The organism is Neobacillus soli NBRC 102451 (genome assembly GCF_001591665.1).
Taxonomy (GTDB): domain Bacteria; phylum Bacillota; class Bacilli; order Bacillales; family Cytobacillaceae; genus Neobacillus; species Neobacillus soli.
The window spans coordinates 133,888-149,695 of the sequence record NZ_BCVI01000018.1; the positions used below are offsets into that span (position 1 = coordinate 133,888).

A 15,808-nucleotide genomic window follows, 5' to 3' on the forward strand; every position below is an offset into this window, starting at 1 on the left:
ATTTAATTAGTCCAGAGGTTATTTTAATTAACGTTATACCACCTTTTCAGCATTTCTAACTCTTGATTTATTTCCAGCTGTAAAGAATAGGATACTTCCAAGTGTGATCACTGCGATGACCCAAAACATAATTTGTCCTTGGAAATGACTAAGAAGATAACCGCCAGCGACCGGTCCAAAAAAGTTCCCGATTTTTCGGAATTGCGCTGCCCCAAAATAAGTTCCACGCAAATGTTCCGGGGCAAGTTGATCAATCATCATGCTATTGGAAGGGAAGATTAATATTTCTCCAAAGGTTACTAACACAATCGCGAGAATAGCCGTTACCCAGCCGCTTACAAAGCTAAAGCCAATCAATCCAGCTGCCATAAAAAATGCACCCACTACCATAACCTGCATTAACTTGAACTTTTCAGCGAGGTGACTGATAGGCATCTGCAGAAATACAACCATCACCGCATTAATCGTAATCAGCATGGAGAAAATGAAAACGCCATTCTCTACTGTGCCTTCTAATATTTGCGGCAAATTGGAATCAATTTGAACATAGCCCATATTGACTAAAATGATTCCAATAATTAAGTACCTTAAGGCCTTATCCATTTTTATAATCCGAAACGCATCCCCAAAAGAAACAATCTTCTTACTATGGTCTGCAAGCGGTACGACAAGCCTTTTTAAAAAGTAAACTAATACAATCGCGTAAAGCAAATAAATGGAACCCGTTATCGCAAACGATAACTTAGCCGAGGTATTAGCTAAATACGCGCCGATTAGCGGGCCCACTGACGCGCCGATATTCATCGCAGTATAGCGCAGAGAATATACCTTCATTCGCTTTTCCTTAGCGGTTAAATCGGCCATCAAGGCTTGAGCTGTTGGTTCAAAAAAGGAGTTACTAAGCCCATTTAGCGCATTTAACAAGATAAACCAACCCTGCCCTGTTGCCACAGTGAACCCGTAATAAACAAAAGCTACCATAAACAAGGAGGTAAGCATAATCGGCTTACGACCAAATCGGTCTGATAAGTGACCGCCAATAAATCCCCCCACCGTCGCCATTAGCGGACTCATCCCAACAGTTAAGCCGATAATAATTGGTGAGAGGTCCATATGTCTAGATAAGTAGATTGATAGGAAAGGCAGCGTCATAAAGGCCGAGCCTCTGGATAACACTGTACCAATTAACAAAACCCACACAATCGGATGGAACTGTCCAATATAGTTTTTCAGTTTGGTCATATGTAATGCCTCGCATTTTTTAAATTTACTTATCTAGTTAACCAATTTGTTTGAAAATTGTAAAGAGTTTTTCTGCCTTTCAAACCTAAATAAAATCGGGAAACCTCATGCTCATCGGCACTGAGACAAATTGTCAGTGCCCGTGCAGGGTGAAAAAACAGGCTTATGGGCACTCAGACAGGTTTTCAGTGCCCGTGCAGGGTGACAAAACTGTCTCTCGGGCACTGAGTTAGATTGTCAGTGCCCGTGCAGGGTATAAAAACAGGCATTTGGGCACTCAGACAAGTTGTCAGTGCCCGTACAGGGTAAAAAAACAGGCTCACGGGCACTGAGTCAGGTTTTCAGTGCCCGTACAGGGTATAAAACAGGCTTATGGGCACTGAGACAATTTGTCAGTGCCCGTACAGGGTATAAAAACAGGCTTATGGGCACTCAGACAAGTTGTCAGTGCCCGTGCAGGGTGAAAAAACAGGCTCTCGGGCACTGAGACAGCTTGTCAGTGCCCTTGTAGGGGGAAAAAACAGGCTCATGGGCACTCAGACAAGTTATTATTTAATAAAAATATACTCTCTCTCCCCAATAACACTATAGTTTTTCATTAAAACTCTCCTAATTGTCTTATTCGACACAACCGCCCCACACCATTCATGAAACACAATAATGGTAATTTGCATTTCCGGAAAAAGCAGCTTCAATTCCTCCACACACCGCAAAATAGCATGATCAACCTTTTCCTGATTTCGGCAAACCTCACATACAAGATTCCTATCAACAACACTTGTCTTTAATGAGCAGCATACTGCACAAATAAAACCTTTTTCCAGATGAGCAAAGTCATAACCGGGGAACCTGCTATAAGGAGATTCAATTTGGTGCAAGGAAACTAACTGATTGGCCAGCTTTTGATGAAAGCTGTTTAATTGTGAGGGCCTTCTATTAAATTTCTCCATAAACCTCGGAAGCTGATTCGGATAAATAATGGGTTTATCAAGAGGGGATTGGTATAAATGAAACTCGGGGTTAATAAAGACAACGTATGCTTCAATGGGGATCTTATACCCAAGATTCTGGAGCAGCTGCCGGAGTAGGGATTCGCATCGTTCAAGCTGTAGCAGTGGATTTTTGATTTCTTTTTCTTTTTTGGAAACCATATAGAACCTGCCATTTTTAAAATAAAAATCACCTTCATAATTTTTCACCTCAATATGTATATTTTTTAACACTCTTCTAAAAGTATCCCGCGGCTAATTGTTTGAAAAATTTAGTTCCGACCTGATTATCTGTCTAATTTAGTTATCAAATTTACCCTAAAATTATAGTTCTCTGCTTATCAAACCTAAAGGAAAGTCAGCCCCGCAATGGGACTGACTTTCATTGATTAATTTGGGTCCTTGTATGTTAACGCCCGGGTGCTGTCACCATAGCCTTTTGTCGTTGGATCCTGCACCAGTCCCAGCATCGATAGCAAAACAAATACGGCATTGGCTCCAGTTAAAATAGAATTTTGGATTGCATCCGTCAGTTGAAAATCGATGACCCCTAATGAATGTAAAGCTCCTAACACCAGTTGCGCGACAATCATGATCTGTGATATAAACGCGATGACCCAGTTCCGGTTTTTTAAGCGGACCTTCCAGTTAATCATCACACCATCCCTTTCCTCATGTTAATTAATCTTTCTATTAACATATGCTTGGACTAAGAAATGGTTGTCCGCAATTTACTCAAGATTTCGCTTTTTTACACTTCTCTGCGCATCGCTTTTAACACATCGACCTTGGTCGCCCGCTGTGCCGGCCGAAGCCCTGATATGATCGTTACTCCATAACAAATGACCACGCAAATGATTGGTAAGATAAGCGGGATATCACTGAATATCAAATTAATTTCTGTTTCTTTGCCAAATGCTTGTTTAATGATTAATGGTATTGCAAAATTAACCGTATAACTAATGACATACGAAACGGCCGTCCCGATTAGCGCTCCAATCAAGCCAATATAACTGCTTTCCAGCAGAAATATTCTCTTAATGGTCTTCGGATTGGCACCGATTGCCTTCATGATACCAATATCCGGGGCACGCTCTGTTACGGCCATCGTCATCGTATTATAAATCCCAATCGAGGCAATCAGAATCGCAATCGTCCCAATAAAAATCAGTCCTGCCTTGGCAATCATAAACACCATATTAACTTCTTTCAATTCATTTACCACAGAATATGTAGCGTATTTCTCTTCTTTTAATTGATCAGATATACTTTGAACTGCCTCCATGTCCTTGGCATAGATCTTCACCTCATCATACGTATCATAGCCTGCCTCAAGTCCCTGTGGTTTTTCACCGTTTTGGTCGAGCATGAACCCTTTTGGTGTACCAGTAAATGCTTCAATTTCCTTTAACATCTCATCAGAAATGAAGACACTGCTATCTTGAGCCCAATCCTTGGTTGGTTTTTTAGAGATTCCTACCACCGTCAGCGGGATTGTTTTTTCTACTTGTTTGCCATCTTTAAATTGTGTAACCGTTAATCCAATTTTCTCACCTAGCAATTTCCCCGTATAGCGATATTCCGCTTTTACCTGACCTCTCTCATCGTACATATCATCGCCAGCATCTTTTGAAGCAAGATTAAGTAAAAAATTATAACCTACAACCACTTCATCTTTACTTTTTGGCAATTTTCCTTTTGAAAGTTCAAAACCTGCCTTCACTTCTGACGGAAAATTTGCAACAAACGTTTGCGTCGGCTCTTGATAATTCCCAATCGTATAGGTGCTTTCTTGCTGGAGCTGTTTTCTCCTAGTAACAGCCTTAACATCCTTTACCTTTTCAAAAATTTTAACATCCTTATCGGTTAATTGCCTGAACCCGCCTTTCTCGTTTGTTTCTTGACCGTGGACATCAATTTGTGTAATCACCCTCTGTTCGGTCATTTCCTTGACCACCGATTTCTGTAAACCAAAGCCTACGGAGGCGAGAACGATTAAGAAGGCACAGCCCATTGCGGTTGCAAGAATCGTCATAAACACTCTTGTTCTATTTTTCTTCATATTCTGGCGGACGAAACGGAATTGGTCTCTTAATCTCATACCAACACCCCCTCGACAATGCGGCCATCTAGTAATTCAATTTTGCGGTTTCCGATATCGGCCACCTGATCATCATGGGTGATGATTAAGAATGTAATCCCTAAATCCCGGTTCAATTCCTTGATGAATTGCAGTAATTCTTCCTCAGTTTCACTATCAAGGCTACCTGTCGGTTCATCGGCAAGAATGAGCGGCGGATTCACAATTAAGGCACGAGCAATACTAACTCGTTGCTGCTGCCCGCCCGATAACTCGCCAGGGTAATGATCCTGGTAATCTAGTAATCCCACTTTCTTCAGCATTTCCTCCGTTTGCTGTTTTCGTACATTCTCATTAACTCCTTTTAAAATCAATGGGAGCTCGACATTTTGAAAGGCAGTCATGCTTGGAATCAATTGAAAGCTTTGAAAAATAAAGCCAAGGTTTTTAATCCTGAAGTCAGCAAATTTGGCTTCATTCAGCTCAGATACCTTTTCCCCGCCAATCCAGATTTCACCCTCTTTAGGATGGATGAAACCACTGACTAAGTTTAAGAGCGTTGATTTTCCCGATCCACTTCTGCCAACTATTGTTACTATTTCACCTTTTTCAACAGTAAAAGAGATGTCCCTCAGGACAGGAATAATCGTTTGCCTTCCTTTTTTTCCTATCACAAAATCATGGCTTAAATTCTTTATTGTAATCATAATTTCCTCCTGCTTTTTTCACTTCACCCTTATAGACGTAAACTTCCCCCCACATCCCTACAGTTTTTTTAAAAATATTTTTTTACAGCCTTTTTGGCGGCTAATTCGTTTGATTTGTTACAAGATGGGAAAATTAGCAGAAATAGAATACTTTTACTAGTCTTTTGGCCTAAGAAAATTTATAATATATGAATTGAAAATTTCTTTTTGAAAGTTAGGAGATAGCATGGAGAAATTACATCCATATTGGGTTAGGGTGGTCCGTTTCTGGAAAAAGAAACATATAACGCAAATCCTTTTATTAATCATCCTTGTCTTTGTTTTAGTGACAATTCTGTATTTCGGCTGGCTCGCTATGAGAGCAAATGTGGAATCATTAAAGCAAGGCCTAAGCCAACCGACAGATATTTATGATAAAAATGGAAAGGTTGCTTCCCATATTGCCACCAATCGGACAAAAGGCGTGAAAATCGAGGAATTACCAAAGTATGTTCCAAATGCAGTTGTCGCAATTGAAGACGAACGCTTCTATGAACATGGCGGCTTTGATGTGAAGGGAATTGCCCGTGCCTTTTTCAGTAATATATTTGCAGGCAGAATTACCGGCGGCGGCAGTACACTCACACAGCAGCTAACCAAAAATGCGCTCCTGTCACCTGAACGAACGTATAAGCGCAAAGCCGAGGAATTATTTTTAGCAGTAAAAATCGAGAAGGTTTATAAAAAAGACGAAATTCTGCAAATGTATATCAATCAAGTGTATTTCGGGAGCGGCGCCTGGGGAATTAGCAACGCCTCCAAGAAATATTTTGATAAAAATATCAAGGATGTTTCCGTTAGTGAAGCGGCGATGCTTGCCGGTCTTCTGCATGCACCGAATTATCTTGATCCCTATAAGAATTATGATTTAGCCATGAAACGGCGAGATACCGTTTTAGGGAAAATGAAGGAACTTGGGATGATTAGCACTACCCAGTACAGCTCTGCAAAAAAAGAAAAGATTCACCTTCATGATGGCGGCGGCAGCTTTATTGAACGAAAATATCCCTATTATGTCGATGCTGTTTTAAATGAGGCTGAATCTAAATATGGTTTAACGCAGGAAGAAATTCTAACAAGAGGGTACCGAATTTATACTGAAATGGATCAAAATCTTCAATCAGGCCTTGAACAAGTATATAGTAAACGATACCTTTTCCCAGTCGGGTCCGGGGGGAAATTAGTCCAAAGCGGGTCAGTCCTTTTGGATCCTGCTTCAGGGGGGGTCCGTGCCCTTGTTGGCGGTCGCGGCGAGCACGTTTTCCGCGGCTTTAACCGGGCCACACAATTAAGGGCACAGCCAGGTTCGACCATCAAACCACTGGCTGTTTACACACCAGCCCTTGAAAATGGCTACAACTATTCATCTGAGCTTGTTGATAAACCAACTTCATATGGAAATTATAAACCAGAGAATTTTTCCAAAACGTACGAGGGAAAGGTTCCACTTTACAAAGCGCTAGAAAAATCGCTGAATATTCCTGCTGTATGGCTTTTAAATGAAATTGGTTTAAATAAGGGACTGAATTCATTAAACCGGTTTGGCATCCCAGTGGAAAAGGCAGATGAAAACCTGGCCGTTGCCCTGGGCGGCATGAGTAAAGGGGTCTCGCCACTGCAAATGGCTAATGCCTTTTCCGCTTTTCCTAATGGAGGGCAGCGTCAGGATAGCCACTTAATTACCAAAATTGTCGGACCAACCGGGAACATTATTGCCGAACGGGAAGCAAAGACGACAAAAGTGACTTCAGCGAAGGTTTCGAATCAAATGACTTCCATGCTCTTAAATGTTGTCGAATCTGGCACAGGGAAACGCGCTCAAATTCCTGGGCAACAGCTGGCTGGAAAAACAGGTTCGACCCAATTGCCATTTAGCGGTGTTAACGGAACGAAGGATCAGTGGATGGTCGGATATACACCGAACCTTGTCGGCGCCGTATGGATTGGCTATGACCAAACGGACCGGCAGCATTATCTGCCAAGCTCCAGTTCGTCCAATGTTGTTCCGATTTTCAAAGAGATCATGCAGTCATCCATTCCCTATCTTCCAAAAGAAAAATTTGAAGTCGGGTCAATTAATGCCCAGCTTGCTGGTGATGCCCCGCCACAGAAAAGCATTAATGACCAGGCGAAAGAAATTAGCAAAGAATTAAATAAAAATGCCCAGAAGATTGGGGAATCAATAAAAGAAAAAGCCCCTGGATGGAAAAAGGGCTTGGATAAGGCATTATATACGATTGGCAAAGGGATCGACTCTTTGGTTAATAAAGTTAAAAGTCTGGGAGAATAGCACGCAATCACTGCGTGCTATTTTCTTACTGATAACCTGCTATTTGCCTATTTGGATTGAATGGAAAAAGCCCCCTGCTATCTTCATTAATCTTTCTTCTTGACCAGCATGATAAACGGCAATAAAGCATGTTGCTGGACCAGATGATTTTAATACATCTACGGTTGTGATGACCTTCTCCCGTGAAAACCCTTCAATGGGAAACATCTGATTCAGCTCAGATAAGATTCCTTTCGAGCCAACAGGCCATGTCATTACACCATCCATCATACATATCTCTTGAAAGATTGACAGTGGTGCCACTTCATCATGTTGGTCAATGACTTCGCTGCCAACAAGAGGTAACCCCACCACGGCTATTTTCATTTGATTGGAATATGTTTCAAGCGTCGTTTGATTGGTAGACTTTTTGCCGAGAACGATTAAGCCAACCGCGGATTGCATAAATGTAAAATTACTTTCCGTGCTGCCTGTAATAGAAACATTTTTCAACTTTAGTTCTGACAGCCCTTTTTGGATTCCCCTAACAAGCTCATCCCATGGTTCGTTTCCGCAAAAGTTATGGAGCACGACTGAAATGGGCTGCCCGCCTGCTGCAATACATTCCATGACCGCCACCCTGAACGAATAATAGGCAACCGTTTCATATGGTGCACGAACGAAATCATCCTCTTTCATCCCGATAGCTCCACTATTATCAGAGGCAATAATGAGCGAATCCTGACTATTAAAAGGAATGGTGATAATATTCCTCATGGTTTTGCCTCTTTTTTCGATAACCCATATGTAACAAGGGATGAAAGCCGTGGTATAACAACTAACCCGATGGCTGTATTTAGGATGGAACCAATTAGCAGTGAAGGGACAATGGCCAAGTAAAAGCCTTTATTCATTAAAAAAATGAATGGTAATGGGGCCACAAATGAGTTCCCAATGATAAAAAGCGCACTAGCTGAAACCTTCTTGTTATTTTTATACAGGCTGCCAAACAGCCAAACGAGTACAGCCATTTCTAAAGCAATTAAAAAGTGCATAGGTCCTAATGGGAAACCACCTAACAATGCCGATAATAGATGGCCAAATGCCCCCACAATTGCTCCGGCACCGCCGCCAAATAGGGCTGCTGCTAGTAAGGCCGGAAATGCATCCAATGCGACACTGCCAACAATAGCTGGGATCTTAATCATCGCGCCGACAGCTGATAATGCCGAAAACATTGCCAGCCAGCTTATCATTTTTCCCTTCATCCTATTTTTTCTCCTTACGTTTCCCGTCTCTAAACACATTCGCACTGCGTACATATTCTACGTCACTGACATGTAGACGGCAGTTTATCACCCGTGCCAAGGCAAAGAAATAATCCGATAGACGGTTTAGGTACATTAATGCGACCTCAGGTGTTTTTGGATCGGCCTTTCCAAGCGTAACGACCAATCTTTCCGCTCTCCTTGTTACTGTTCTCGCAATATGAATCGATGCTGATGGCTTCGTTCCCCCTGGTAAAATAAATCGTTCTAATTCTGGGGCCTCTTCAATATATTCATCAATCTTTTTCTCTAGATAATCAATCGATTCTTGATGAAGCTTAAATTCCCGCTTTTCCGACACATTGGCAAGGTCGCCGCCACAGTCGAATAATTCGTGTTGGATTTTTTCAAGATCATTGAGTACGTCTTTGAAAAGTTCCGGCTCAAGCTCTTGGATCGCCTGGCCGACAAAGCAATTCACTTCGTCCACTGTTCCGTAAGCCTCTACCCTTGTATCATCTTTGTCTACCCTGCCGCCAATGATGCTTGTTTTCCCTTTGTCACCTGTTCTTGTGTAAATTCTCATTGGATATATTCCCCTTTACTTTATAGTTTGGTGTACTCCATACCAAATAACGTCCACTTTTTCTGATTTGGCTGCGATGTCTTGATAGGCCCATCCGGTTACATCCCGCCATAGTCTATTTTCTGCTTCCATTGGAACAATTCCTTTTGTTATATCCGTCCCAATCACAATTAATTGGCGGTTTTGACGTTCTTTTTCCCAAGTAAGCCAATTCTCCAAGCACTCATTCCAGATTTCCCTGCACTTATCGGCATCATAATTTTCTGTTAACGCTCTCAGCCATAGTTCCGCCCCCTCCAAAATAAACACATCTTGGTCGATTTCCATTATTATTAGCGGGAGTGGGTTGTTAACATAAGCTGACAGCCATTGATCATCTGATTGAACTTTATATCTATTTTTTACCCATGCTCTTTTGCCGTTAAAGGCACCTCCAGTAATAAAGTGCAACGGTCACCCCTCCTTAACCCATCTCTTTCAAAAATGAGTTCATACCCTTGGTTATGCTTGACAGGCCAGCTCCAAAATTCTTGCGGTTCGGGTGCAAATTGAGATAATAAATATCTGATCACGCCGCCATGAGTAATCACTGCACAACTCTGTAGTCGTTGAGAAAGAACCTCATCAATCATCTGATTCCATCCAGCATCGACTCTTGTAATGAACTCGTGAAAAGATTCACCCTTTGGCGGACAATGTGTAATGGGATCCGACAGCCAGAGGCGATAAAGCCGATTTTCCTTCAACTCGTCATAGGTCTTTCTCTCCCATTCACCGAAATTCATTTCCCGCAAATTTTCCAAAAGACACAAATTGCTATTCGGAAATAATAGTTCAGCTGTACAAATGCATCGTTGTAAATCACTAGAATAATAGCGTTCATAGCTTTTTGTTGTCGACATTCCTTTTGATTCAGCGTAAAGAGGTGAATCATTCCAGCCTAGATAGGCTTTTCGTTTATTCTCTTCCGTTAAGCCATGACGAAATAATGCAATAACCACAGTGTCATCCACAGGATTAACTCAGTCCCTTCTACAGAAGCTCCTAATACATCCCCCGTAATCCCGCCAAACCATTTCACTGCTTTAATTCGGCAAAAGAATAAACAGCCGGCAGCAGCCAAAATCAACATGCCGACAAGGAAGTAATCATGAATGACGAGAAATAGTAGAGCAAATAGGTATACTGGATAGATCCATAACACTTGTGGCTTTGCAGCCCGCTGGAACAACGACCCCAGCCCGTCATGTTTCGCTGATTTAACCGTCAACAGCAGGACACCCATGACGCTTTTACTCAAAAATGGGATCGCTGCAATTAAGATGTAGGTTACATAATCGGCATTCATTGTACTTTCATATATAAAAAGAAACCGACTGCTCATTAAAACGATGATGGATAATACACCAAATGCACCCGTTCTTGGATCCTTCATTATTTCGAGTCTTTTTTGGTGATCCTGATAGGAAAAATATGCGTCACTTGCATCCATCCAGCCATCTAGATGGATTCCTCCTGTCAGAAGAACTGTTGCCAGCCAAAGGAAAAAAGCAACAGCTAAATGAGAAAAAGGAGTAAGTTCAAGCAACAAATAAAATAGACCCGAATAGATAACCCCTTGACATAACCCTAATAGTGGAAAAGTTTGTACAGCCTTCTTAAGATGTTCCTTATCCATCGGTAATTCTCGAGTAATCGGAATTGCCGTAAAAAATTGGAGGTTTATCAAGAATCCTTTAAAAAATGTAATCATCTTCTACTCCATTGATTGATGATCTCTTTAAAAAGATCCCATTTAAGATGTCGTTTCATTTCAGCAGCAAGTTTTTCAAATCTATCATCCGCACTATTTTTTTCAATCGTAATTTCAGTATCCATGGATAATGAGTCCTCGACTTCTATCCTATGATTTTCAATAAATGGCAAAACACCTAATACCGGGATCCCTGTTTTTTCTTCTAACCAATGTATTCCATCCTCAAATAAAGACAAATCCCCCCGGAATTTATTAATAACTAATCCCTTTACTCTTTGCCTCTCTTCGGGTTTTAGCAGCTCAAGTGTACCAACAATACTGGCAAAAACTCCGCCTCTGTCAATATCTGCTACGAGCACAACTGGTACATCAGCCATTTCTGCGACCTTCATATTGACAATTTCTCGATCATTTAAATTGATTTCAACTGGACTGCCGGCGCCCTCAATCACAATCATCTCATATTCTTTCTCTAATCGCTCCAGAGATTTCTTAATCGCCTCTAAACCCTTTTCATAATAGTGCTCCCGATACCCAAGACCGGATACTGTATCAATCGTCTCTCCTAAATAGATAACCTCAGAATGCTGATTATTGCTTGGCTTTAATAATATTGGATTCATCCAGACCGTCGCCTCAAGTCTAGCTGCTTCGGCTTGAATCGCTTGCGCCCTGCTAATCACTTTCCCATCTTGTGTAACGTAGGAGAAAGTAGACATGTTTTGTGATTTAAACGGAGCGACGTTTACGCCCTCATTAGCCAATATTCGGCATAATGCCGTAGCAATTAGACTTTTGCCAACATCTGAAGCCGTACCTTGAATCATAATTCCTTTCATCGGCCTACTCCTTTCATAACAATGGGAATTCCTGCCTCCACTAAAAAGGCTTGATCCGCCTCCTTCACCAAATACTGATGGATTTGTCCGAGCAATCGACCATAAGTAAACACCAATTCATTTCCTAGTAATGGCTCATTTAATACTTCATTACTTACGACAATCACGGTTCCCGCTTGATTTTTAATAGCAGTAATCCCTGTGATAATATTTTCTTTGACCTTTTCTAAAAACGCACCATCCCAGACTGTTTCACTTAAAAATAGTTCATTATTTAATAGGGTTGTGACGCAATCTAATAAAATTATATCCTGGGCGGTAAAATTATCGGTAACCTCCCCCATTTGAACAGACCGTTCGATTGTATTCCAACGGTATTTCCCTGACTCTCTATCGCGCTGGTGCTTTTCAATTCGAGCCTTCATTTCCGCATCAGTTGCGACGCCCGTTGCCAAATAGTTCAGCCGGCCTCCTGTTTCTCCCGCTATCTCAATTGCTTTTCTTTCAGCAAAACTACTTTTCCCGCTTCTGACGCCGCCTGTAATGAAGATTAATGATGAGATGTGCGCCATTTCGCCAACACCTCCATTAACTGATTGTTTTCTTCCTCACTCTTGATTGCAAATCGAAGCCATCTCCCTTCCAAACCCAGAAAATTAAAGGTATGCCTTGGGATGATACCCTGGTGAAGAAGAAACTCAAACAATTGAAACTGCTCCTTCAAAAGTGGATCCCGCAATAAATAGAAATTAACTTTAGAAGCGGAAACCGCAAATTCTTCTTGTTTAAAAAAGTCAAATAGCCTTTTTCGCTCATTGCAAATATATTCCTGTGACTGGATGATAAAAGTTTCATTTTGCACACACACTTCACCGGCCAATAAGGCAATCGTATTCGTACTCCAATGTGACTGCAGCTGGCTGAGTTCGGAAACGATTGCGGGACGCGCGACTAAATATCCCAAGCGAATTCCCGGAATCGCAAACATCTTTGTCAGTGAGCGAATAATCATTAAATTGGAAAACTGGTTTATGTATGGAATAAATGACTCATAGTCAATTAAAAAATCATAGAATGCTTCATCGAGGATGACTAGGCAATTTTGCTTTTCACATTCTTCAATGATTGAAATAATCGTTGCCGGAGGATAGTGAATGCCAGTTGGGTTGTTTGGATTACACAAAAACAAGGCATCCGCATCGACCAACTTTGAGCGTAAATCAGTTGGATTCAATCCAAAGTCCGGCTCCTCTAATTGATGGTAAAGAATTTCGCATTTGTTTGCCTGACAGGTTGTTTCATATTCTGAAAAAGTCGGCTCCACCAGTACTACCTTTTTTCCTGCCAGCATTCGCGCAACTAATGCAATAAGCTCTGCTCCGCCATTTCCAATCAAAAGAGAATCAACGGAGATCTTCACCGCGTTTGCTAATCTTTCTCTTAGCTTTGAAGCATAGGGGTCTGGATAAACGATTATTTCTTGATAAAAATCCTGCCATTTATCTTTCAAAGAAGAAGGCGGACCAAGCGGATTGATATTTGCGCTAAAATCTATAAACTTTTCTGGGAAGGGCAGGCCCATTGCCTCATATAAATAGCGAGGATTCGATCCATGTGACGGCCATATCAAGGAACATCCCTCCAATCCATAATATTAATAAAAATAACAAGACTGTTTTGCTTAGAATCGCATTAGCTTTTGGGATATGTGCTGCTTGGATTGGCTGAATGGGATCCCCCATTTTTGCCCGGTTCGATACCACCCCTTTGTAATAGTTGATACCGCCAAGCTGGATCCCAAGGATGGCAGCGACAGCCGCTTCACCCCAGCCACTGTTCGGGCTCGGATGCTTTTTCGCATCACGGAATAAAATCGTCCAGGCCTTCCGATCACTCATCTTTTCCGGGCGATTTCCGATCAGCATGAGCATTCCTGTTAACCGGCTCGGAATCCAGTTCATCACATCATCCCATTTTGCAGAAGCCCAGCCAAACTCTTTATATCTTTCATTTTTGTGACCCACCATTGAATCACATGTATTTGTTGCCCGATATATCATTGCAAGAGGAGCCCCGCCAACGAGTGCCCAAAACAAAGGGGCCGTCACGCCATCACTTGTATTTTCTGCAACCGTTTCAATCGTACCGCGTGCAATTTCAGCTTCTTCCAGAGATTCTGTATCGCGGCCAACAATATAGGATAGTTTTTCCCGTGCTTGAGCAAAATCCCCTGCTATTAACGGGTGATAAACCTCAAGGGAAGCATCCTTCAAGCTTTTTTGGGCGATTGCTGTAGAAATAATCATACTTTCTAGCAAAATCCCCAAAATAGGATGAATCTTATATCCTATTACTACTAAAATCAAAACGATGAAAAAAACAGTGAGTAAAACAAAAAGGAGCATCGCAACCCCTTTCCATCTTTTTGTATTCCCAGTATTCCAGCGCTTTTCAAACAACGATATCATCGTTCCAATCCACCTGACGGGATGAGGCCAATTAGGGGGGTCCCCGATAACCAGATCAATTATATAAGCAATTGTAATGGCGATTAAGTGAGAAACTATCATAATTGTTTCCTTCTGCTGGATTTTTGAATCGCCTCTGTTGTGCACTGATATACAGCTTTACTTATCAGTTTCCCTAAAGGGGTTATCGTTCCGGCAAATTCCAACACTGTTCCGGTTTGAGAAGCTGCAATTAAGATACTATCTGTCGAAGTGCCAGTAGCGATGGTACCAGTGACTTCATCCATTACCATTAGATCATGCATTGCCTTGACCTTCGCTTCCGTAGCGGTCATAATGCTTTGAATAAAGGCTTCCTCTGTCAGCTCTCCGTTAACGAAGATCCATGTATTGATGGTGCCAGGCACCAGTCCATATGTATGCAGTTCACTTTTGGAGGCATCGATCGCGTTTCCAACCCCCGCTGTGACCACAACAAATACCGAGAAGTCCTCTTGCTTGAACAGTTTGAATATCACATCTTCAAGTACAACGGCTGTCATCATGCCAACTGTTTCCGACGGTTCAAACCCGTTTGATCTTAAAAATGAGGCCATTTCCGCTCGATGATCATTACAGTTGTAATCCTTGTCCACATGTCGATTTACAAATGTCTGATGCCATCCCGTTCCAGAGCCAATTACACCCGAAGACATGGTTCTTAATGGCGTAGTGGGGGTTAACACGATAAATTCTTCCGAAACAGTCAACATCGTTTGATCTATTTCAATAGTTTTTGTTTCTTTATCGACGCTGGGCAGTAAGACCATCTGCGGTGCAGCTACTTTTGGATGGGGATGTTTTTGAATGTCTGTATGATAAACGTCTCTAATTCTTTCTTCCCTAAGGACCTCATTTGGAACATGATCAATATTAATCATTCCCTTTTCAAGGAGGAGCAATCGATCACAATAAAGCCCTGCGAGATTTAAATCATGAAAAATCGAGATGACCGTTAACCCTTTTTCTGATGTCCATCGTTTTAAAAAATCTAGTAATTCCTTTTGATACGATAAATCCAAATGGTTAGTAGGTTCATCTAAAAGCAGGATTTCAGGCTCTTGGGCTAGGGCTTGTGCGAGAAATACTCTTTGTTTCTCACCGCCGGATAACTCTTGGATATTTTTATTTTGGAATGCTGCGACACCAATCTGCTTCATGACTCTTTGGACAACAGCTTCATCCTCATTACTCCAGGTTTGAAAAAAGCCCTTTTGATGAGCATAGCGTCCAAGCGAGACCGTTTCTTTTACTGAGTAAGAGAAGGATTGGGACGAATGTTGCGAAAGAACTGCAACCATTTGGGCCAGTTCTTTTGCCCTGTATTCCTGCAGTCGTTTTCCGCCAATTAAAATCTCCCCGGTTTGAATCGGTAAAATTCCACTAAGCATTTTCAATAGGGTTGTCTTTCCACTCCCATTTGGACCCAAAATCCCGAACAATTCTCCCGTTTTCACTTCAAAAGAAATATCGTTCAGAACCGCTTCATTTGAATAACCACCGGAAACCTGTTGAACGCTGAGCAT

At 41.7% G+C, this 15,808-nt stretch carries 17 protein-coding genes; 1 reads left to right on the plus strand and 16 read right to left on the minus strand.

From position 1 onward, the window contains the following. Positions 1 to 33: 33 nt before the first annotated feature. The 5 genes from BSO02S_RS07300 to BSO02S_RS07320 all read right to left on the minus strand — a co-directional run bounded on the left by BSO02S_RS07300 (position 34) and on the right by BSO02S_RS07320 (position 5,018). Positions 34 to 1,242: an MDR family MFS transporter gene (locus BSO02S_RS07300; RefSeq protein ID WP_066064637.1), complete on the minus strand. Its 1,209-nt coding sequence runs from the start codon at positions 1,240 to 1,242 to the stop codon at positions 34 to 36. 548 nt (positions 1,243 to 1,790) lie between these two features. After that, positions 1,791 to 2,465: a nuclease-related domain-containing protein gene (locus tag BSO02S_RS07305; protein WP_066064639.1), complete on the minus strand. Its 675-nt coding sequence runs from the start codon at positions 2,463 to 2,465 to the stop codon at positions 1,791 to 1,793. 155 nt (positions 2,466 to 2,620) lie between these two features. Then, positions 2,621 to 2,887, minus strand: a complete 267-nt coding sequence (locus BSO02S_RS07310; RefSeq protein WP_066064642.1) for a phage holin — start codon at positions 2,885 to 2,887, stop codon at positions 2,621 to 2,623. 95 nt (positions 2,888 to 2,982) lie between these two features. Next, positions 2,983 to 4,332, minus strand: coding sequence for an ABC transporter permease (locus tag BSO02S_RS07315; RefSeq protein WP_066064647.1), 1,350 nt, complete (start codon positions 4,330 to 4,332; stop codon positions 2,983 to 2,985). Beyond that, positions 4,329 to 5,018, minus strand: coding sequence for an ABC transporter ATP-binding protein (locus BSO02S_RS07320; RefSeq protein WP_066064648.1), 690 nt, complete (start codon positions 5,016 to 5,018; stop codon positions 4,329 to 4,331). Before BSO02S_RS07320 ends, BSO02S_RS07315 begins: the two co-directional genes overlap by 4 nt. A gap of 226 nt (positions 5,019 to 5,244) precedes the next feature. Here BSO02S_RS07320 and BSO02S_RS07325 point away from each other — a divergent pair, with 226 nt between their 5' ends. Further along, positions 5,245 to 7,347, plus strand: a complete 2,103-nt coding sequence (locus BSO02S_RS07325; protein WP_066064651.1) for a transglycosylase domain-containing protein — start codon at positions 5,245 to 5,247, stop codon at positions 7,345 to 7,347. Positions 7,348 to 7,386: 39 nt separating this feature from the next. Here BSO02S_RS07325 and BSO02S_RS07330 read toward each other — a convergent pair whose 3' ends face one another. From BSO02S_RS07330 to BSO02S_RS07380, 11 genes are read right to left on the minus strand one after another with little or no spacing between them, the layout of a single operon-like run. Continuing rightward, a complete protein-coding gene (locus BSO02S_RS07330; RefSeq protein ID WP_066064653.1) occupies positions 7,387 to 8,103 on the minus strand; it encodes an AIR synthase related protein in 717 nt (238 codons plus the stop codon). Continuing rightward, positions 8,100 to 8,594, minus strand: coding sequence for an ECF transporter S component (locus tag BSO02S_RS07335; RefSeq protein ID WP_066064656.1), 495 nt, complete (start codon positions 8,592 to 8,594; stop codon positions 8,100 to 8,102). Before BSO02S_RS07335 ends, BSO02S_RS07330 begins: the two co-directional genes overlap by 4 nt. Position 8,595: 1 nt before the next feature. Further along, positions 8,596 to 9,180, minus strand: coding sequence for a cob(I)yrinic acid a,c-diamide adenosyltransferase (locus BSO02S_RS07340; protein ID WP_066064657.1), 585 nt, complete (start codon positions 9,178 to 9,180; stop codon positions 8,596 to 8,598). Positions 9,181 to 9,195: 15 nt separating this feature from the next. Further along, complete coding sequence (locus BSO02S_RS07345) at positions 9,196 to 9,630, minus strand: bifunctional adenosylcobinamide kinase/adenosylcobinamide-phosphate guanylyltransferase (RefSeq protein ID WP_066064660.1); 435 nt, start codon at positions 9,628 to 9,630, stop codon at positions 9,196 to 9,198. Beyond that, complete coding sequence (locus BSO02S_RS07350; protein ID WP_235846880.1) at positions 9,582 to 10,181, minus strand: histidine phosphatase family protein; 600 nt, start codon at positions 10,179 to 10,181, stop codon at positions 9,582 to 9,584. The genes BSO02S_RS07345 and BSO02S_RS07350 overlap by 49 nt, the downstream gene beginning before the upstream one ends. Beyond that, entirely contained in the window at positions 10,151 to 10,933 is a 783-nt protein-coding gene (gene cobS, locus BSO02S_RS07355) for an adenosylcobinamide-GDP ribazoletransferase (protein ID WP_174524230.1), read from the minus strand. Before cobS ends, BSO02S_RS07350 begins: the two co-directional genes overlap by 31 nt. Next, complete coding sequence (locus tag BSO02S_RS07360) at positions 10,930 to 11,775, minus strand: cobyric acid synthase (RefSeq protein ID WP_084374934.1); 846 nt, start codon at positions 11,773 to 11,775, stop codon at positions 10,930 to 10,932. The genes cobS and BSO02S_RS07360 overlap by 4 nt, the downstream gene beginning before the upstream one ends. After that, positions 11,772 to 12,347, minus strand: a complete 576-nt coding sequence (locus tag BSO02S_RS07365; protein ID WP_066064667.1) for a bifunctional adenosylcobinamide kinase/adenosylcobinamide-phosphate guanylyltransferase — start codon at positions 12,345 to 12,347, stop codon at positions 11,772 to 11,774. Before BSO02S_RS07365 ends, BSO02S_RS07360 begins: the two co-directional genes overlap by 4 nt. Beyond that, positions 12,326 to 13,405, minus strand: a complete 1,080-nt coding sequence (cobD, locus tag BSO02S_RS07370) for a threonine-phosphate decarboxylase CobD (RefSeq protein ID WP_066064671.1) — start codon at positions 13,403 to 13,405, stop codon at positions 12,326 to 12,328. The genes BSO02S_RS07365 and cobD overlap by 22 nt, the downstream gene beginning before the upstream one ends. Further along, entirely contained in the window at positions 13,362 to 14,345 is a 984-nt protein-coding gene (gene cbiB / locus BSO02S_RS07375) for an adenosylcobinamide-phosphate synthase CbiB (protein ID WP_066064674.1), read from the minus strand. The genes cobD and cbiB overlap by 44 nt, the downstream gene beginning before the upstream one ends. Beyond that, the gene (locus tag BSO02S_RS07380) at positions 14,342 to 15,808 is read right to left on the minus strand and encodes a heme ABC transporter ATP-binding protein (protein WP_066064677.1); all 1,467 of its coding nucleotides are present in this window, start codon (positions 15,806 to 15,808) and stop codon (positions 14,342 to 14,344) included. Before BSO02S_RS07380 ends, cbiB begins: the two co-directional genes overlap by 4 nt.